Origin of the sequence: Microbacterium paraoxydans (genome assembly GCF_020524545.1) — a bacterium.
Lineage (GTDB): Bacteria > Actinomycetota > Actinomycetes > Actinomycetales > Microbacteriaceae > Microbacterium > Microbacterium paraoxydans_C.
The window spans coordinates 99,209-114,032 of sequence record NZ_JAIVLG010000006.1; the positions used below are offsets into that span (position 1 = coordinate 99,209).

The 14,824-nt window shown below is 69.7% G+C and carries 12 protein-coding genes; 10 read left to right on the plus strand and 2 right to left on the minus strand.

Annotation, left to right across the window (positions count from 1 at the left end; genetic code table 11):
• The first annotated feature begins 4 nt into the window (after positions 1 to 4).
• The 5 genes from LC041_RS13120 (at position 5) to LC041_RS13140 (ending at position 6,371) form a co-directional block, all read left to right on the plus strand.
• A complete protein-coding gene (locus LC041_RS13120) occupies positions 5 to 1,057 on the plus strand; it encodes an NAD-dependent epimerase/dehydratase family protein (protein ID WP_226533532.1) in 1,053 nt (350 codons plus the stop codon).
• The gene (locus LC041_RS13125; protein WP_226533533.1) at positions 1,057 to 2,136 is read left to right on the plus strand and encodes a dihydrodipicolinate synthase family protein; all 1,080 of its coding nucleotides are present in this window, start codon (positions 1,057 to 1,059) and stop codon (positions 2,134 to 2,136) included. Before LC041_RS13120 ends, LC041_RS13125 begins: the two co-directional genes overlap by 1 nt.
• On the plus strand, positions 2,133 to 3,146 hold the full coding sequence (locus LC041_RS13130; RefSeq protein WP_226533534.1) for a hydroxyacid dehydrogenase: 1,014 nt from the start codon (positions 2,133 to 2,135) through the stop codon (positions 3,144 to 3,146). The genes LC041_RS13125 and LC041_RS13130 overlap by 4 nt, the downstream gene beginning before the upstream one ends.
• Positions 3,143 to 4,111, plus strand: a complete 969-nt coding sequence (locus LC041_RS13135; protein ID WP_226533535.1) for a GNAT family N-acetyltransferase — start codon at positions 3,143 to 3,145, stop codon at positions 4,109 to 4,111. Before LC041_RS13130 ends, LC041_RS13135 begins: the two co-directional genes overlap by 4 nt.
• Positions 4,112 to 4,217: 106 nt before the next feature.
• Positions 4,218 to 6,371: a peptidase C14 gene (locus LC041_RS13140; protein WP_226533536.1), complete on the plus strand. Its 2,154-nt coding sequence runs from the start codon at positions 4,218 to 4,220 to the stop codon at positions 6,369 to 6,371.
• Between the two features lie 130 nt (positions 6,372 to 6,501).
• Here LC041_RS13140 and LC041_RS13145 read toward each other — a convergent pair whose 3' ends face one another.
• Positions 6,502 to 7,341: an SDR family NAD(P)-dependent oxidoreductase gene (locus LC041_RS13145; protein WP_226533537.1), complete on the minus strand. Its 840-nt coding sequence runs from the start codon at positions 7,339 to 7,341 to the stop codon at positions 6,502 to 6,504.
• Entirely contained in the window at positions 7,338 to 8,003 is a 666-nt protein-coding gene (locus LC041_RS13150) for a GntR family transcriptional regulator (RefSeq protein WP_226533538.1), read from the minus strand. The genes LC041_RS13145 and LC041_RS13150 overlap by 4 nt, the downstream gene beginning before the upstream one ends.
• Before the next feature lie 226 nt (positions 8,004 to 8,229).
• On the opposite strand from LC041_RS13150, the gene LC041_RS13155 reads away from it, so the two are divergent.
• Genes LC041_RS13155 through LC041_RS13175 form a run of 5 tightly spaced genes read left to right on the plus strand, consistent with a single transcriptional unit; the run spans position 8,230 to position 14,703 of the window.
• Positions 8,230 to 9,768, plus strand: coding sequence for an ABC transporter substrate-binding protein (locus LC041_RS13155; RefSeq protein ID WP_226533539.1), 1,539 nt, complete (start codon positions 8,230 to 8,232; stop codon positions 9,766 to 9,768).
• A gap of 1 nt (position 9,769) precedes the next feature.
• Complete coding sequence (locus LC041_RS13160) at positions 9,770 to 10,732, plus strand: ABC transporter permease (protein ID WP_226533540.1); 963 nt, start codon at positions 9,770 to 9,772, stop codon at positions 10,730 to 10,732.
• On the plus strand, positions 10,725 to 11,573 hold the full coding sequence (locus LC041_RS13165; RefSeq protein WP_226533541.1) for an ABC transporter permease: 849 nt from the start codon (positions 10,725 to 10,727) through the stop codon (positions 11,571 to 11,573). The genes LC041_RS13160 and LC041_RS13165 overlap by 8 nt, the downstream gene beginning before the upstream one ends.
• Positions 11,570 to 13,327, plus strand: coding sequence for an ABC transporter ATP-binding protein (locus LC041_RS13170; RefSeq protein WP_226533542.1), 1,758 nt, complete (start codon positions 11,570 to 11,572; stop codon positions 13,325 to 13,327). The genes LC041_RS13165 and LC041_RS13170 overlap by 4 nt, the downstream gene beginning before the upstream one ends.
• Entirely contained in the window at positions 13,324 to 14,703 is a 1,380-nt protein-coding gene (locus LC041_RS13175; protein WP_226533543.1) for a hypothetical protein, read from the plus strand. The genes LC041_RS13170 and LC041_RS13175 overlap by 4 nt, the downstream gene beginning before the upstream one ends.
• Positions 14,704 to 14,824: the final 121 nt, after the last annotated feature.

Below are 14,824 nucleotides of genomic sequence, written 5' to 3' on the forward strand. Positions count from 1 at the left end.
CGACGTGACTCAGCACCATTTCACGACTCCGCATCATTTCGCGACGGAGGCGGAACTCGAGGACGCACTCGGCACGCCGAGCGCCGGCCTGATCGACGACCTCGCTCGCGGGGCGGGTGACCTCGTCATCCTCGGCGCGGGCGGCAAGATGGGCCCGACCCTCGCGATGCTGGCCCGCCGCGGGATGGATGCCGCGGGGCGGCAGGACGACGCGGTGTACGCGGTCTCGCGTTTCGGCGACGCCGCGATCCGCGAGCGCCTCGAAGCCGCCGGTGTGAAGGTCGTCTCGTTCGATCTGATCGAGAACGACGACTTCTCGTCTCTGCCGGATGCGCCCAACGTGGTGTTCATGGTCGGCGCGAAGTTCGGTGCCGCGACCAACGCCTCCTGGGCGTGGGAGGTCAACGCCGCTCTGCCCGACCGGGTCGCCCGCCGCTACCGTCACAGCGCCATCTCGGTGCTCTCGACCGGCAACGTCTACCCCTTCGTCCCCGCCTCCTCCGGCGGAGCCTCCGAAGAGATCCAGCCCGCGCCCATCGGCGAGTACGCGCAGTCGTGTCTCGGACGCGAGCGCGTGTTCGAGTTCGGCGCGCAGGAGCGTGGCACGAAGGTCGCGATCATCCGTCTGAACTACGCCGTCGACCTGCGCTACGGCGTGCTCGCCGACATCGGCACCGCCGTGCACGCCGGACAGCCGGTCTCGGTCGCCACGGCCAACGTGAACGTGATCTGGCAGGGGTACGCGAACGAGGTCGTGCTGCGCAGCCTCGTGCACGCCTCGACCGACCCGTTCACGATCAACCTCACCGGCCCGGAGCTGCTGAGCGTCGAGTCGATCGCTCGCCGCTTCGGCACCCTGTTCGACCGCGACGTCGAGATCGTCGACGAGTCGCAGCCGACCGCGCTGCTCAGCGACGCCCGCCGCTGCATGGCGCTGTTCGGCTACCCGGCGGTCTCGGCCGAGACCCTCATCGGCATGCAGGCCGACTGGATCGACCGGGGTCTCCCGATGATCGCCAAGCCCACCAAGTGGGCCGTGCGGGACGGCAAGTTCTGATGGCGAGCGCAGGTACCGCGACCGTCCCGTCGCTGCGGCCCGAGGCCGCGGCGACGCTCGCCCGCGGCGCGGTGATCCCCGCGCATCCGCTCGCGCTGACCGCCGAGCGCACGCTCGACGAGCGCCGCCAGCGCGCCCTCTCGCGCTACTACCTCGACGCGGGAGCCGGTGGGCTCGCGGTCGGGGTGCACACGACCCAGTTCGAGATCCGCGACCCGGAGCACGCGCTGTTCGAGCCCGTGCTCGCGCTCGCAGCCGAAGAGATGGAGGCTCGTGGCGACGCGAACCTCGTGCGCATCGCCGGAGTGGCCGGCGACACCGCACAGGCCGTGGCCGAAGCCGAACTCGCGCGGTCGCTGGGCTACGACGCCGTGCTGGTGAGTCCCCGCGTCGCGGGCGCAGACGAGCGTGCCCTGCTCGAACGCGCCCGCGCCGTCGGCGAGGTGCTGCCGCTGGTCGGCTTCTATCTGCAGACCGCGATCGGCGGGCCCGTGCTCGACCGCGACTTCTGGCGCGAGTTCGCGTCGATACCCGCGGTCGTCGCCGTCAAGGCCGCACCCTTCGACCGGTACCGCACACTCGAGCTGGTGCGCGGGGTCGCAGCATCCGGGCGCGCCGACGAGATCGCCCTGTACACCGGCAACGACGACGCGATCGTCGCCGATCTGCTCTCGGCCTTCCACGTCGACTCGCCCACAGGGCCGCACACGCTGCGCTTCGTCGGCGGGCTCCTCGGGCAGTGGGCGGTCGGCACGCGCGCTGCCGTCGCGCTGCTCGAACGGGCACGCCAGGCGATGGAAGGCGATGCCGTGGCGTACCGCGAGCTTGGACTCCTCGCCTCCGACATGGTCGACGTCAACCAGGCCGTGTTCGACCCCGGCAACGACTTCCACGGCGTGATCGCGGGCGTGCACGAGATGCTGCGTCAACAGGGGCTGCTCGAGGGCATCTGGTGCCTCGACCCTGCAGAGGGGCTGTCGCCGGGGCAGGCGCAGGAGATCGAACGGGTCCGCCACGCGTACCCGGCACTGAACGATGACGCCTTCATCGCCGAGAACCTCGAGGCCTGGTTGCGATGAGCGGCGCGACGAACACTCCGACCGTGGTCGCGGTCGTGTCGGAAGAGCTCTTCGGGGAGTTCTTCTCGGCCGATGATGCGCAGCGTCTGCGCGACCTCGCCGCTGATCTCGGCGGAGCGTTCGTCCGCGTCGACCGGCTCGCCGATGCCGAACTCGCCGGAGCGAGGGTCGTCATCACGAGCTGGGGCGTCGGAGCGTTCGACGCCGAGGTGCTCGAACGACTGCCACGGCTCGAACTGATCGCGCACACCGGTGCCACGATCAAGCCGTTCGCGACCGACGCGCTGTTCGACCGCGGCATCCGCGTGACACAGGCGGGCGCGGGCATGGCGCGGTCGGTCGCCGAGGTGTCACTGACCTTCACGCTCGCGCTCCTGCACCGAGTGCCCGAGATGCACAACGCCCTGCGCGAGAGCGACGGCTGGTGGGATGCCGCGGCCGTCGGGGTGCAGCGCGAGATCCTCGGCGCACCCATCGCCGTCATCGGCGCATCGCGCACAGGGCGTGCGTACCTCGAGCTGATCCGCGCGCTGGGTGCCGAGCCGCTGCTGGTCGATCCGACGCTCGATGCGGCAGCCGCCCGCGGCCTGGGGGCCGAACTGCTCCCGCTCGACGATGCACTCGGCCGCGCGCAGATCGTCGCCGTGCACGCGCCCACCCTCCCGGAGACGCACCACCTGATCGGCCGACGCGAGCTGGCGCTCCTGCGCGACGGGGCGGGACTCGTGAACACCGCACGGTCCTGGTTGGTCGAGGAGGCCGCGCTGATCGATGAGCTGCGGCGCGGGCGCCTCAGCGCCGCGATCGACGTGTTCGACGAGGAGCCGCTCGCCGCCGACAGCCCGTTCCGCTCGCTCCCCGGAGTGCTGGTCACCCCGCACCGGGCGGCGGGCACGCACCAGGGACGGCTGCGTCAGGGGCGCATCGTCACCGCCGAGATCGCGGCCTTCGTCGCGGGGCATCCGCTCGTGCACTCCGTGGACCGCGACCAGCTGTCGTCGATGGCATGAGCGCCGTCGTCGTGCGGTCGGCGCGCGTCGAGGACGAGGCCGCGCTCGCCGCGTTGTGGGCCACGGCGTTCATCCCGCCGCTGATGCCGGCGCAGTGGCTCCTCGACGCCGAGCGGCACGCGCACACCCTGGTCGCGGAGGATGCCGAGGGCGTCTGCGGCTCGATCCTGGGGCTGCCCAAGCGGCTGCGGGAAGCGGATGGCGGTGTCGCCGATGTGCACGCGATCGGCAGCGTCGCGGTCGCCGACCGGGCACGGGGGCGCGGGCTCGCCCGACGACTCGTCGCCGCGTCGCTGGAGGCGGGCCGCGACGCCGACTGGGCGCTGCTGTTCACGGGTACCCCTGAGGTGTACCGGTCGAGTGGATTCGGCACGTTCGAGATGGCGCGGGTGCTGGCGGGTCCGTGGACTTCACTGTCCGGTTCCGGTTCCGGTTCCGGTTCGGGTTCGGGTTCGGCGCGGGCGGCGACGGTCATCGCGTCGACCGTCGGGGCAGGTGCTCTCGCGCCTTTGCGGGACGTCTATGAGCGCTCGCGCGACGGTCACGTGGTGCTCGCACCGATGCGAGACGAGCGGGACTGGGCGATGGCCGAGGTGCGGATGCAGGGTGCGACGCTGTATCTGCACACGGACAGCGCCGCGGACGGTGCCGCGGTGCGGGGGTATGCGATCGCCGAGACGCGGGGGCGTCTCGGGGCTCTGCTCGAGACCGCCGTGCTGCCGGAGGCCGCCGACCGTGATGGCGTGCGCCGCGCGCTGCTCGCCGCCCTCGCCGAGGACTGGGCGGCAGCCGGAGTGAGCCGCTGCGAGCTCGCGGTGCCCGCCGTGCCCGACGAGGAGGCGGCGGTGCGCGAGTTCGCACCCGATGCGGTACGACATCTCGACCGCACCGGCATGACCCGCCCGTTGCGGCGCGGCGCGCGCCTGCACGGCATCCGCCATTTCACGGCGGGCGACTACTTCTGAGCATCCGCTCGGAGCACGGCACTGGGGATGGGGATCGATCGGAGACGCGGATCGGCCGGACGGCCGGACGCCTGACCGCGGCGATGACGCCGCAAGGAGGATGACCATGACCCTGTTGGACAACACCCAGACCGAGACTGCGACCCTTCGCAGCAGGCGCATGCTGCTCGCCGGATTCGGAGCGGCTGCCATCGGCGGCGTCGCGGCGATGGGCGCCTCGGCGCCCGCGCAGGCCGCCGGTCCCGTCGCGCCGATGGACTCGGCGGGCTCGAAGACCGTCGCCAATGGCGGCACGACCTCGGCTCTTGCGAAGCGCAAGGGCAAGGACGGCGACCTCGTGCGCACCACCGGATACGCGGCAGCGGGCGACGGCGGGGGCGGGCTCTACCGCTTCGTGAAGAAGGACGCCCCTGCGGCGAACGGAGGCACGGTCGTGGCAGGGTCGAAGGGCGGTGCGTGGCTGCTGCTGCACGAGGGGGTCGTCGACTTCCGGGCCTTCGGGATCATGGACGCGAGCGTGAACGCCGACGACGCTCTCGACGCGATGGTGAACGATGCGAGCATCCGTCGGATCGAGGCGCACAGCGACCTGAACTTCGTGCGTCGGCACACCTTCACCCGCTCGCGGATCGCGTTCGACTTCGGCGGGCACCTCATGACGACGGTCGGTATCGAGAACGCCGGAAAGGACGACCCGTTCGCGGCGGTCATGTTCTTCCGCGGCGAGGTCACCGATGCGGTGCAGGAGGCGCGGCTGAACGAGGTCGTTCCCGATCTGGGTGACGTGTTCCCGGTCGCCGACTCCTCGTTCTTCGCGGTCGGCGACTGGTACGCGGCCGAGGTCAACGCGCTCGCCGGCCGCTGGGAGCGCGAGCTGCAGCGCCTGGTGCAGGTGACGCAGATCGTCGACGGCACGCACATCCGCATCAACTACAAGAACGGCTGGCCGCTCGGCAAGGACCGCACCATGACCTGGCGGCGCGTCGTGCCCGTGCAGGACGTCACGGTGTCGAACCTGAAGTTTCTCGGCACGGGGACCGACGAGTACACCGGATCGCACCCGTTGGCGTTCGAGTACGCGGTGCGCTGCGACGTCGACCACATCGACGGCACCGGCACGTTCTGGCCGCTCATCCAGCGTCGCTGGAACACGTACTACTCGACGGTCAGCTGCACACTGAAGAACCCGACCTCGGTCACGTGGGGCGGGGCCGGGTACCTGACGCAGCAGATCTACTGCCTGTACGGCTACGTCGCCAACTGCCACACCGCCAATGCGCGGCACCTGAACGACTTCACCGCGAGCGCCTACTGCCTGGTCGAGAACTGCCACGGCGACGGCGACGACCAGGGTCCCTTCGTCACGCACGGACAGTACGAGCACGACCTCACCTACACCGGAAACTCGGGCCTCATGACGTTCGCGAACTCGGGCGCCGCCTGGGGGTCGGCTGCCAAGCGCATCACGGTGCGCAAGCACGTGTGCTCCTGGTTCGTGGCGCGCGTGCGCATCACCGACCTCACGCTCGAAGACGTGCAGGTGATCGGCAAGCCCTCGCTCTCGGGGTCGGGCATGCTGTGGATCAACGCCGACGGCGCTCAGCTGCGCGGATGCACGGCCTCCGACACCCTCATCATCACGCAGGCGTCGGACAACTCCGCGCGGCCGACCGTGATCGCCGACTCGCACTTCACGTTCGTCGCGCCGGGCGAGCTCACCAACGCCACCGTGAAGACTCCGGTCACCTTCGTCGACACGGTGCTCGACCGCGTGGGCGGCATGAAGATCACCGGCTCCGGAGCGGTCACTTTCCGAGGTTCGACGCTCAACGCGGCGGATGACGCGGCGCCGATCGTCTCGTCATCCGCGCACCTGCGCTTCGAGGGGTCGACGCTGCGCAACGCCCGCATCGAGGCTGCGCGCGGCGAGCGGCAGAGCGTCGAGGTCGCCGGGTCGGATGTCGCGATCAAGGGAGGCAAGGCCGTGGCGCGCACCGGCGACGGAGAGCTTCACCTCGCCCTGAGCGACAGCACGTTCCGCGCCGAGGGCTCGGCGACGCACGTCGCCGTGACGAAGGGTGTGAACCACTACCGCGCTGTCGGCAACCGCTTCGAGGGCGGTGCGTTGGAGCTGGCGGATGCCGCCTTCGGCGCGGAATCCACGCTCCTGCACACCGGCAACGTGGAGTCGGCCGTCACGCGCACGGCGTTCCCCACCGAGGGCGACCGGGTCGTGGCCTCCGCGAACCTCGTGGTCTGAGCGTCCGTGGGGCCCGTCCACCTGTCGGGAGAATGACCGGTTGTCGGGCCGGAAGCCGTGTTCCGGCCCGACAACCGCGAGAACTCCCGACATCCGTGCGCGCGGCGCCGGTCCCCTCGAGCCGCGCGGGTCAGGGGCGGATGCCGGTGAGCTGGGCGCTGCGCTCCCACAGGGCCTCGGCGAGGGCGGGGTCGTTCACCTGCGGGTTGACCTTCGTGGTCAGCTGGCGCTCGTCGTAGTAGGCGCCGGAGAACCAGGTCTCGTCGGGGGTGCCTTCGATGAACCAGCGCAGCGTCTCCCCGCCCTGCTCCGGGCCGATCAGCAGCACCCGCCGTAGGGGTGTGCGGTACAGCAGTCGCATGATGCTCGACGACTCGGCCGCGAAGTTCGTACGCACCGTGCCGGGGTGGAACGCGACCGCGCGCAGCCCGTCGGCGTGGAACTTCGTGTGCAGGCTCTTCGTGAACAGCACGTTCGCGAGCTTCGCGTCGCCGTAGGCCTTGTTCGGGCTGAAGCGGCGGGTGTTGTCGAGGTCGTTCACGTCGAGGTGCCCGAACAGCCTGTGCGCGATGCTCGAGGTGTTCACGACCGCGCCACCCGCGGCGAGCAGTTGCGGCAGCAGCAGGTTCGTGAGCAGGAACGGTGCCAGGTGGTCGACCTGCATGGTCTTCTCGAAGCCGTCGATGGTCGGAGTGCGATCGCCGAAGATGCCGCCGGCGTTGTTGGCGAGCACGTCGATGCCGCTGTCGCCGACGGCATCCGCGATCTTCTCCGCCAGTGCCCGCACGTCGTCGAGGCGGGCGAAGTCGGCGGTGAACCACTCGGCCCCGGCCTGTGCGGCGACGGCTCGGGTCTTCTCGGACGAGCGTCCGACGAGCAGCAGCCGGTGACCGGCGGCGGCGAGCTGGCGGGCGGCTTCCGCTCCGATGCCGTCGGAAGCTCCGGTGAGGACGATCGTCTTCGAGGTCATGGGCGTCCGTCGGCGGCGACGGTCGGGGTGATGCGGCGCACGGCGCGGGTGACGTGCTCGGCGATCACGGCCCGCGCCTGCTCGGGGTCGCCGCTCGCGATGGCGTCGACGATCTGCTGGTGGCTGCGCACGTGCTCCTCCTGCTCCGCCGGATCGAGCGCCGAGTTGGCGGCGTGGATGAAGCCCGTGATGCGGCCGCGCAGCTGTCCGCTCAGCTCGTCGAGGAAGCGGTGCTCGGCGAGGTCGGCGAGGGTCTCGTGGAAGAGGCGGTCCTGGCGCAGCACCTCCTCGATGTCTCCGGGGGCGGCGGCGGACATCGCCTGGATGATGGCGCCGAGTCGGGCGGCGGACTCGTCGCTCCACCGTTCCTGCACACGGATCGCCATGAACTGTTCGAGCACGATGCGCAGACTCGAGATCTCCTCGAGGTCCTGCGCGCTCAGTTCTGCGACGCGGGCGCCGCGACGGGGTTCTCGGGTGACGAGGCGTTCCTCGGCCAGTCGGGTCAGGGCCTCGCGCACCGGGATGTGGCTGACGCCGAGTCGGTCGGCGAGCTTGCGCTCGACGAGGCGCTCGCCGGGCGCGAGCTCTCCGGAGTAGATCGCCGAGCGCAACTCGTCCGTGACCTGTTCGGCGATGTTCTGATCCGAGACGCTGCGCACCGTGGCTCTCCTGTCTGTGCCGGGAGCTGTGAAGGCTCTCGGTCGAGTTCCTGCATCGACCGATGCTATGGCAAATCTGCCGGAGTGGCGGCACGCCGGTCCGGTGGACGTAACGAGAACGTAACCGCATCCGCCCGATTCGCACTAGACGGGGCCGTCTTTTTGCTACATGCTATAGCGAAACCCTCGTTACCCGAATGCATCACCCGACCCAATGGAGGCACCCATGTCGCGTCGTCGTGTCATGCTCGGCGGAGCAGTGCTGCTCACCGCCGCGCTCATCACCGCTGGCTGCAGCAGCACCCCGTCGACCCCCGACGGCCAGGCGCAGGAAGGCGGCGCTCTGACCGTCGCCGCGGCGCAGGGCATCCCGCAGCTCAACCCGGCCATCCGCACGTTCGCCTGGGAGGAGGTGCTGTTCCCGCTGCTGTGGAACGGCCTCACCAAGACCGACGAGTCCGGCGAGATCGTCGGCGACCTCGCCGAGAGCTGGGACACGTCGGAAGACCAGAAGACCTGGACCTTCACCCTGCGCGACGGGGTCACGTTCTCGAACGGCGACCCGTTCACCGCCGAGGATGCCGTGGCCGCGTTCGACTATTACCTCGACCCGGAGACCGCCACGCAGGAGAAGAACAAGATCGACATGGTCACGGATGTCACCGCATCCGATGACTCGACTGTCGTCATCACGCTCTCCGAACCGATCGCGACCTTCGCGGCGGGCATCGTGTGGGTCAAGATGATCGACGTCGACGCGCTCGACACGATCGACAAGGAGCCGATCGGCACCGGCCCCTACATCGTCGACGCCTTCACCCCCGACGACAGCCTCACCCTCGTCCCGAACCCCGAGTACTTCGGAGACGCGCCCGCGCTGGACGAGATCACGATCGTCAAGGCCGCCGAATCGACGGCAGCGGTCACAGGGCTCCGCTCCGGCGACATCGACGTGCTGTGGTCGGTGCCGCAGGGTGACGTCTCGGGCCTCGAAGGCGGCGGCGACATCGCCCTCGTGCGTCCGGACAACCCCAGCCAGTGGCCGTCGTGGGAGGTCGACACGCAATCCGCACCGTTCAACGACGTGCGCGCCCGCCAGGCGCTCGCCTACGCGACCGACCGTGAGGCGATCCTCGAGGCCGCCTACTACGGACAGGGCACCGTCTCTCCGACGAACAACGCGCTCGGCGAGGTCAACCCCTGGTTCGGCGGCGATCTGACCGACTACTCCTACGACCTCGACAAGGCCAAGGAGCTGTTCGCCGAGGCCGGCGTCACGGAAGGCAGCGAGCTCACCTGGTGGGGCGTCGCCGGACAGTACCCGGAGTGGAACACGAGCGGTGAGATCCTGCAGGCGAGTCTGAAGGAGATCGGCATCACCCTCACGATCGACAACAACGACATCGGCACCTGGGTCGACTCGTTCTACCCGGCGGGCAAGAGCTTCCCCGGCTACATCGTGCCGAACTTCCAGTCCACGCCCCCGGAGCCGGCTTACTCGCTGAACTTCTACCTCGAGGGCCGCTGCGAGTGCAACTGGGTCGACCCCGAGTTCCAGACCGCGTTCGCGGCAGCCGTCGCCGAGCCCGACGAGACCGCCCGCGCCGAGAAGTGGGGCACGGTGCAGACGATCATCAACCAGCAGGTTCCGCTGATCGTGCCGCTGCAGTCGACCGTGGTCACCGCGACCAGCACCAAGGTCGACGGCGTGTGGGTCGAGGGCGGCGGACAGCTGCACCTCGAGAACGCGCAGCTCAAGGGCTGACGTGCTCGTTTCCGTCCTTCGGCGGGTGGCGATCAGCATCGCGATGCTGATCGCCACCTCGCTTCTCGTCTTCATCGTGCTCCGGCTGCTGCCGGGCGACCCGATCATCACGCGCCTCGGATCGACGCCGGGCGTGGATGCCGAGATGCTGCAGCGCCTCCGTGAGGAGGCCGGTCTCGACGCCCCCATCATCGAGCAGTACCTGCGGTGGATCGGCGGCGTCTTCACCGGCGACTTCGGTCAGTCGTACTTCAACCAGTACTCCGTGTCGGAGCTCATCGCGCAGCGTCTGCCCGCCACGCTCGAGCTCACCCTGATCGGCATCCTGCTCGCCGTGGTCATCGCGACCCCGGCTGCCGTGATCGCCTCGCTGCGTCCGCTCGGCGTGGTCGACCGCATCCTCACCGCGATCTCGACCGCCGGGATGGCGCTGCCGCAGTTCCTGATCGGCATCGTGCTGATCGTGGTCTTCGCGGTGCAGCTGAAGTGGCTGCCCGCCCGCGGCTACACGCCGTTCGGGGAGGACCCGACCGAGAACCTCGTGCGCATGATCCTGCCCGCCTTCACCCTCGCGTTCGCCGCCGCCCCGCTGCTCATGCGGTTCCTGCGCGCCTCGATGGTCGAGGTGCTGGATGCTCCGTACATCCGCACCGCGCGCGGCAAGGGGCAGTCGGCCAGCGGCGTCGTGATCGGCCACGCGCTGCGCAACGCCCTGATCCCGGGGCTCACGATGCTCGGCCTCATCGTCGGCTACACGCTCGGCGGCGTCGTGATCGTGGAGTACGTGTTCGGCGTGCCGGGTCTCGGGTCGCTCGCGATCGACGCCGTGTTCAAACGCGACTACGCGGTGCTGCAGTCGGTCGTGCTGCTGATCTCCGCGATGTTCATCCTCACCACGCTCATCGTCGACCTCCTCTACGGCGTGCTCGACCCGCGTCTTCGTGCAAGGAGCAGCCGTGGCTGACACCCTCACCCTCGCCCTGCGCTCGTCGCGTCCGCGTCGCAGAATCGCGTTCGCGTCGTGGGTTCCGCTGGCACTTCTCGCGCTGATCGTGCTGATCTGCGTCCTCGCGCCGATCGTCGCGCCCTACGACCCGTCGGCGCAGTCGTCCGATCGCTTCGCGGGCCCGTCCGCGGTGCATCTGTTCGGCACCGACGAGCTCGGCCGCGACCTGTTCAGCCGCGTTCTCTACGGCGGGCAGCTGACGATCTTCATCGCCGGGGGCGCGACCCTCGTCGCCATGGTGCTCGGCATCGCCTGGGGCATGGCGGCGGCTTTCGCCCGCGGGTGGATCGACGAGGTCCTGATGCGGCTCGCCGACACGGTCATGGCGATCCCGCAGATCCTCTTCGCGCTCGTGTTCATCTCGGCCTTCGGCGCGGACCCCGTCAAGCTGGCTGTGATCATCGGCATCCTGCTCACGCCGACCACCGCTCGCCTCGTACGCTCCTCGGTGCTCAGCGAGCTGCAGGAGGACTACTACACCGCCGCCGTCGCCTTCGGTTCGACGCGCAGCCGACTGCTGTTCGCTGAGGTGCTGCCGAACGCCCGCGGGCCGATCGTGGTCCAGGCGGCGATCAACGCGGCCAACGCCATCCTGCTCGAGGCCTCGATGAGCTTCGTCGGGCTCGGCATCGCGCCGCCCGAGGCGACCTGGGGCACCCTCGTGCAGCAGGGATACCAGAAGATGTACCAGTCGATCGGGTATGTGCTGTTCCCAGCGCTGTTCATCTTCGTCACCATCTGGCTGCTCAACGTGCTCGCCGATCAGTTCGGCGGCGATCGGAAGGGGAAGGGCCGATGACCGATGTCACGCCCGTCCTGCAGGTGCAGGATCTGACCGTCTCCTACGGTGAGGCGATGCCGGTCAAGGGCATCAGCTTCTCCGTGCGACCCGGCGAACGGATCGGGCTGGTCGGCGAGTCCGGCTCGGGCAAGTCGCTCACGGCACTGTCGATCATGCGTCTCAACGAGGGCGCGACGCTCGGCGGCAGCATCCGCCTGCGCGATCGGGAGCTGCTCACCCTGAGCAAGCGGGAGATGACCCGGGTGCGCGGCGGCGAGATCGCCATGGTCTACCAGGACCCGATGTCGTCGCTCAACCCCGTGCGCACGATCGGACACCAGCTCGTCGAGGCGATCCGCCTGCATGACCGGGTCTCGAAGGAGGCGGCCCGCGCTCGGGCCGTTGAGCTGCTGACCGAGGTCGGCGTGCCGCTCCCGGAGGAGCGTCTGGCGCAGTACCCGCATGAGTTCTCGGGGGGCATGCGCCAGCGGGTGATGATCGCGATGGCCATGTCATCCCGGCCGGCCGTGCTGATCGCCGACGAGCCCACCACCGCCCTCGACGTCACCACCCAGTCGCGCATCATCGACCTGCTCGATCGGCTCGCCGAAGACCACGGCACGGCCGTCGTGCTCATCACGCACGACCTCGGAGTGGCGGCCGGGTTCTGTGAGCGCATCCACGTGATGCGGCACGGACGAGTGATCGAGGAGGCGCCGGTCGACAGGCTCTACGCCGCGCCGGACCACCCCTATACGAAGGCGCTGCTCGGCGCGGTCGTCGACCTCACCGTCGATGTGCACCAGCCGATCCGCACTTCGGCCGAGGTGCTCGAGTGCGGGACCGAGCCGCTCGTCGAGGCGGGGTCGATCAGCGCGGTGGATCGTGCTCGTGAGACGGGTGATGTGCTCGTCGACGTGCAGGGAGTGTCGAAGGTGTTCACGCTCGGATCCGGGAGGCGGGTGACCGCGGTCGACGACGTGTCGTTCCAGATCCGTCGCGGCGAGACCGTGGGGCTCGTGGGTGAGTCCGGCTCGGGCAAGTCGACGGTCTCGAAGGCCGTGCTCGCTCTCGGCGGGATCGATGGCGGTGCCGTGGTCTTCGACGGGCAGCGACCGCACGAGATGCGGGGCGAGGAGCTGCGGCATCTGCGGAGGCGGATGCAGATGGTCTTCCAGGACCCGTTCTCCGCGTTGAACCGGCGGCAGACCGTGTCGCAGATCATCGAGGCGCCGCTGCTCGCCCACGGGATCGGCAACCGGGCCTCCCGGGTCGAGAAGGTCCGCGAGGCCATGCATCGCGTGCGGCTCGACGAGGAGTTCGCGCACCGGCTGCCCCGTTCGATGTCGGGCGGGCAGTGTCAGCGCGTGTCGATCGCCCGCTCGCTCGTCCTCGAACCCGAGTTCCTGGTGCTGGACGAATCCGTGTCGGCGCTGGACGTCTCGATCCAGGCGCAGGTGCTCAATCTGCTGCGCGAGCTCCAGGCCGAACTCGGACTGACCTATCTCTTCATCAGCCACGACCTCGCCGTCATCCGGTACATGTCGTCGACGGTGGCCGTGATGCAGCAGGGACGGATCGTCGAGATCGGGGCGCGCGACGCCCTCTTCGCGAATCCGCAGCACGAGTACACGCGCGGGCTGATGGCGGCGATCCCGGTGGCCGATCCGGTGCGGGAGCGTCGTCGACGTGCAGAGGCCGCAGTGCTCTGGCAGTCTCAGGGTGCGGTGACCGGCGCTGTTCCGGCCGGCGTGGGAAGGAAGGCATCATGACGCGGACCCATCTCGGAGATCGCATCCGCATCCCGCGCACACAGGCTCGCATCGGCGTGGCGCGGCGAGACATCACGCCGCCCACCGGCATTCGTGCGAAGAACTGGGGTCCCGCGGACTGGGAGCGCTCGGAGGGCGCGCACCGTCCGTTCGAGCTCACTGCGCTCGCCGTGATCACCGCGGATGACCGGCCGCGTGTGCTGTTGGCCGTCGACGGCACGTGGTGGCGCCGCGTCGCCGACGAGCAGGGTGTGCGCGGTGCCATCCTGTCGGGCCTCGGACTCGATCCGGATCAGCTGATGCTCTCGCTCTCGCATACCCACGCCGGCGCGGTGCTCTGCGCGGCCGATGTGCACCTCCCGGGCGGGGAGCTCATCCCGGACTACCTCGAGGCGCTCGCGGCAGCGGGCATCGCAGCCGGGCAGGACGCGCTCGACGGGGCCGTTCCGGGACTCATCGAGTGGACGACCGGGCGCTGCGCGCTCGCCGCGGACCGTGAGCTCGACGTGGACGGTCGAGCGCTGGTGGGGTACAACCCCGCGGGGACGGCGGATGACACCGTGATGATCGGTCGGCTCAGCGTCGACGGCACCGTGCGCGGCACGCTCGTGAACTATGCGTGCCACCCGACGACGCTCGCCTGGCAGACCCGCGAGGTGTCGCCGGACTACGTCGGCGCGATGCGTGAGATCGTCGAGTCCGCGACGGATGCGCCGTGCCTGTTCGTGCAGGGCGCATCGGGCGAGCTGGCTCCGCGCGAGCAGTACACCGGCGACGTCGTGGTCGCCGACCGGCACGGACGCTCGCTCGGGCACGCGGTGCTCGCCGCTCTCGATGCTCTGCCCGCTCCGGGCGAGGTGCTGACGCTCGACGGCATCGTGGAGTCCGGCGCTCCGCTCGCGATCTGGACCGGGCGCGCAGCCGGTGGAGGTGAGGGGGCGGCCTCGTCGGTGACGAGCGTGGAACTGCCGCTGCGTGACCTTCCGACCCTCGAGGAGCTCGCCGAGGAGTGGCGGGACATCGATCCGCGCTCGCGTGAAGAGCGTCTGGGCCGAGCCCGCAACCTGCGCGACGGGTACATCGACGGTCCGACCGTGCAGCATCCGGTCTGGGCCTGGCGGCTCGGAGACGCCGTGATCGTGGGGCATCCCGGCGAGGCCTACTCGCGCCTGCAGACCACGCTGCGCGCACGGTTCCCGGAGACGCCGATCGTGGTGATGAACCTCACCAACGGCCCGGGGTTCGTGTATCTGCCGACGCGGGGTGCGTACGACCGCGGTGCGTACCAGGCCTGGCAGACGCCCTTGGCGCCCGGGGCACTCGATCTGCTCGAGGAGCACGCGGTCGCTGTCGTGGCCGAGCTGCTTGATCGCTGACCCCCCGGCCTTCGAATCGCGTGAATGGTCCGATCCTGGGCCGGAATGGGGCGATTTGCGTTATTCGAAGGCGGGAGGCCCCGTCGGCCCCTAAACTTGCTATAGCAAAAAAGTGATCGTG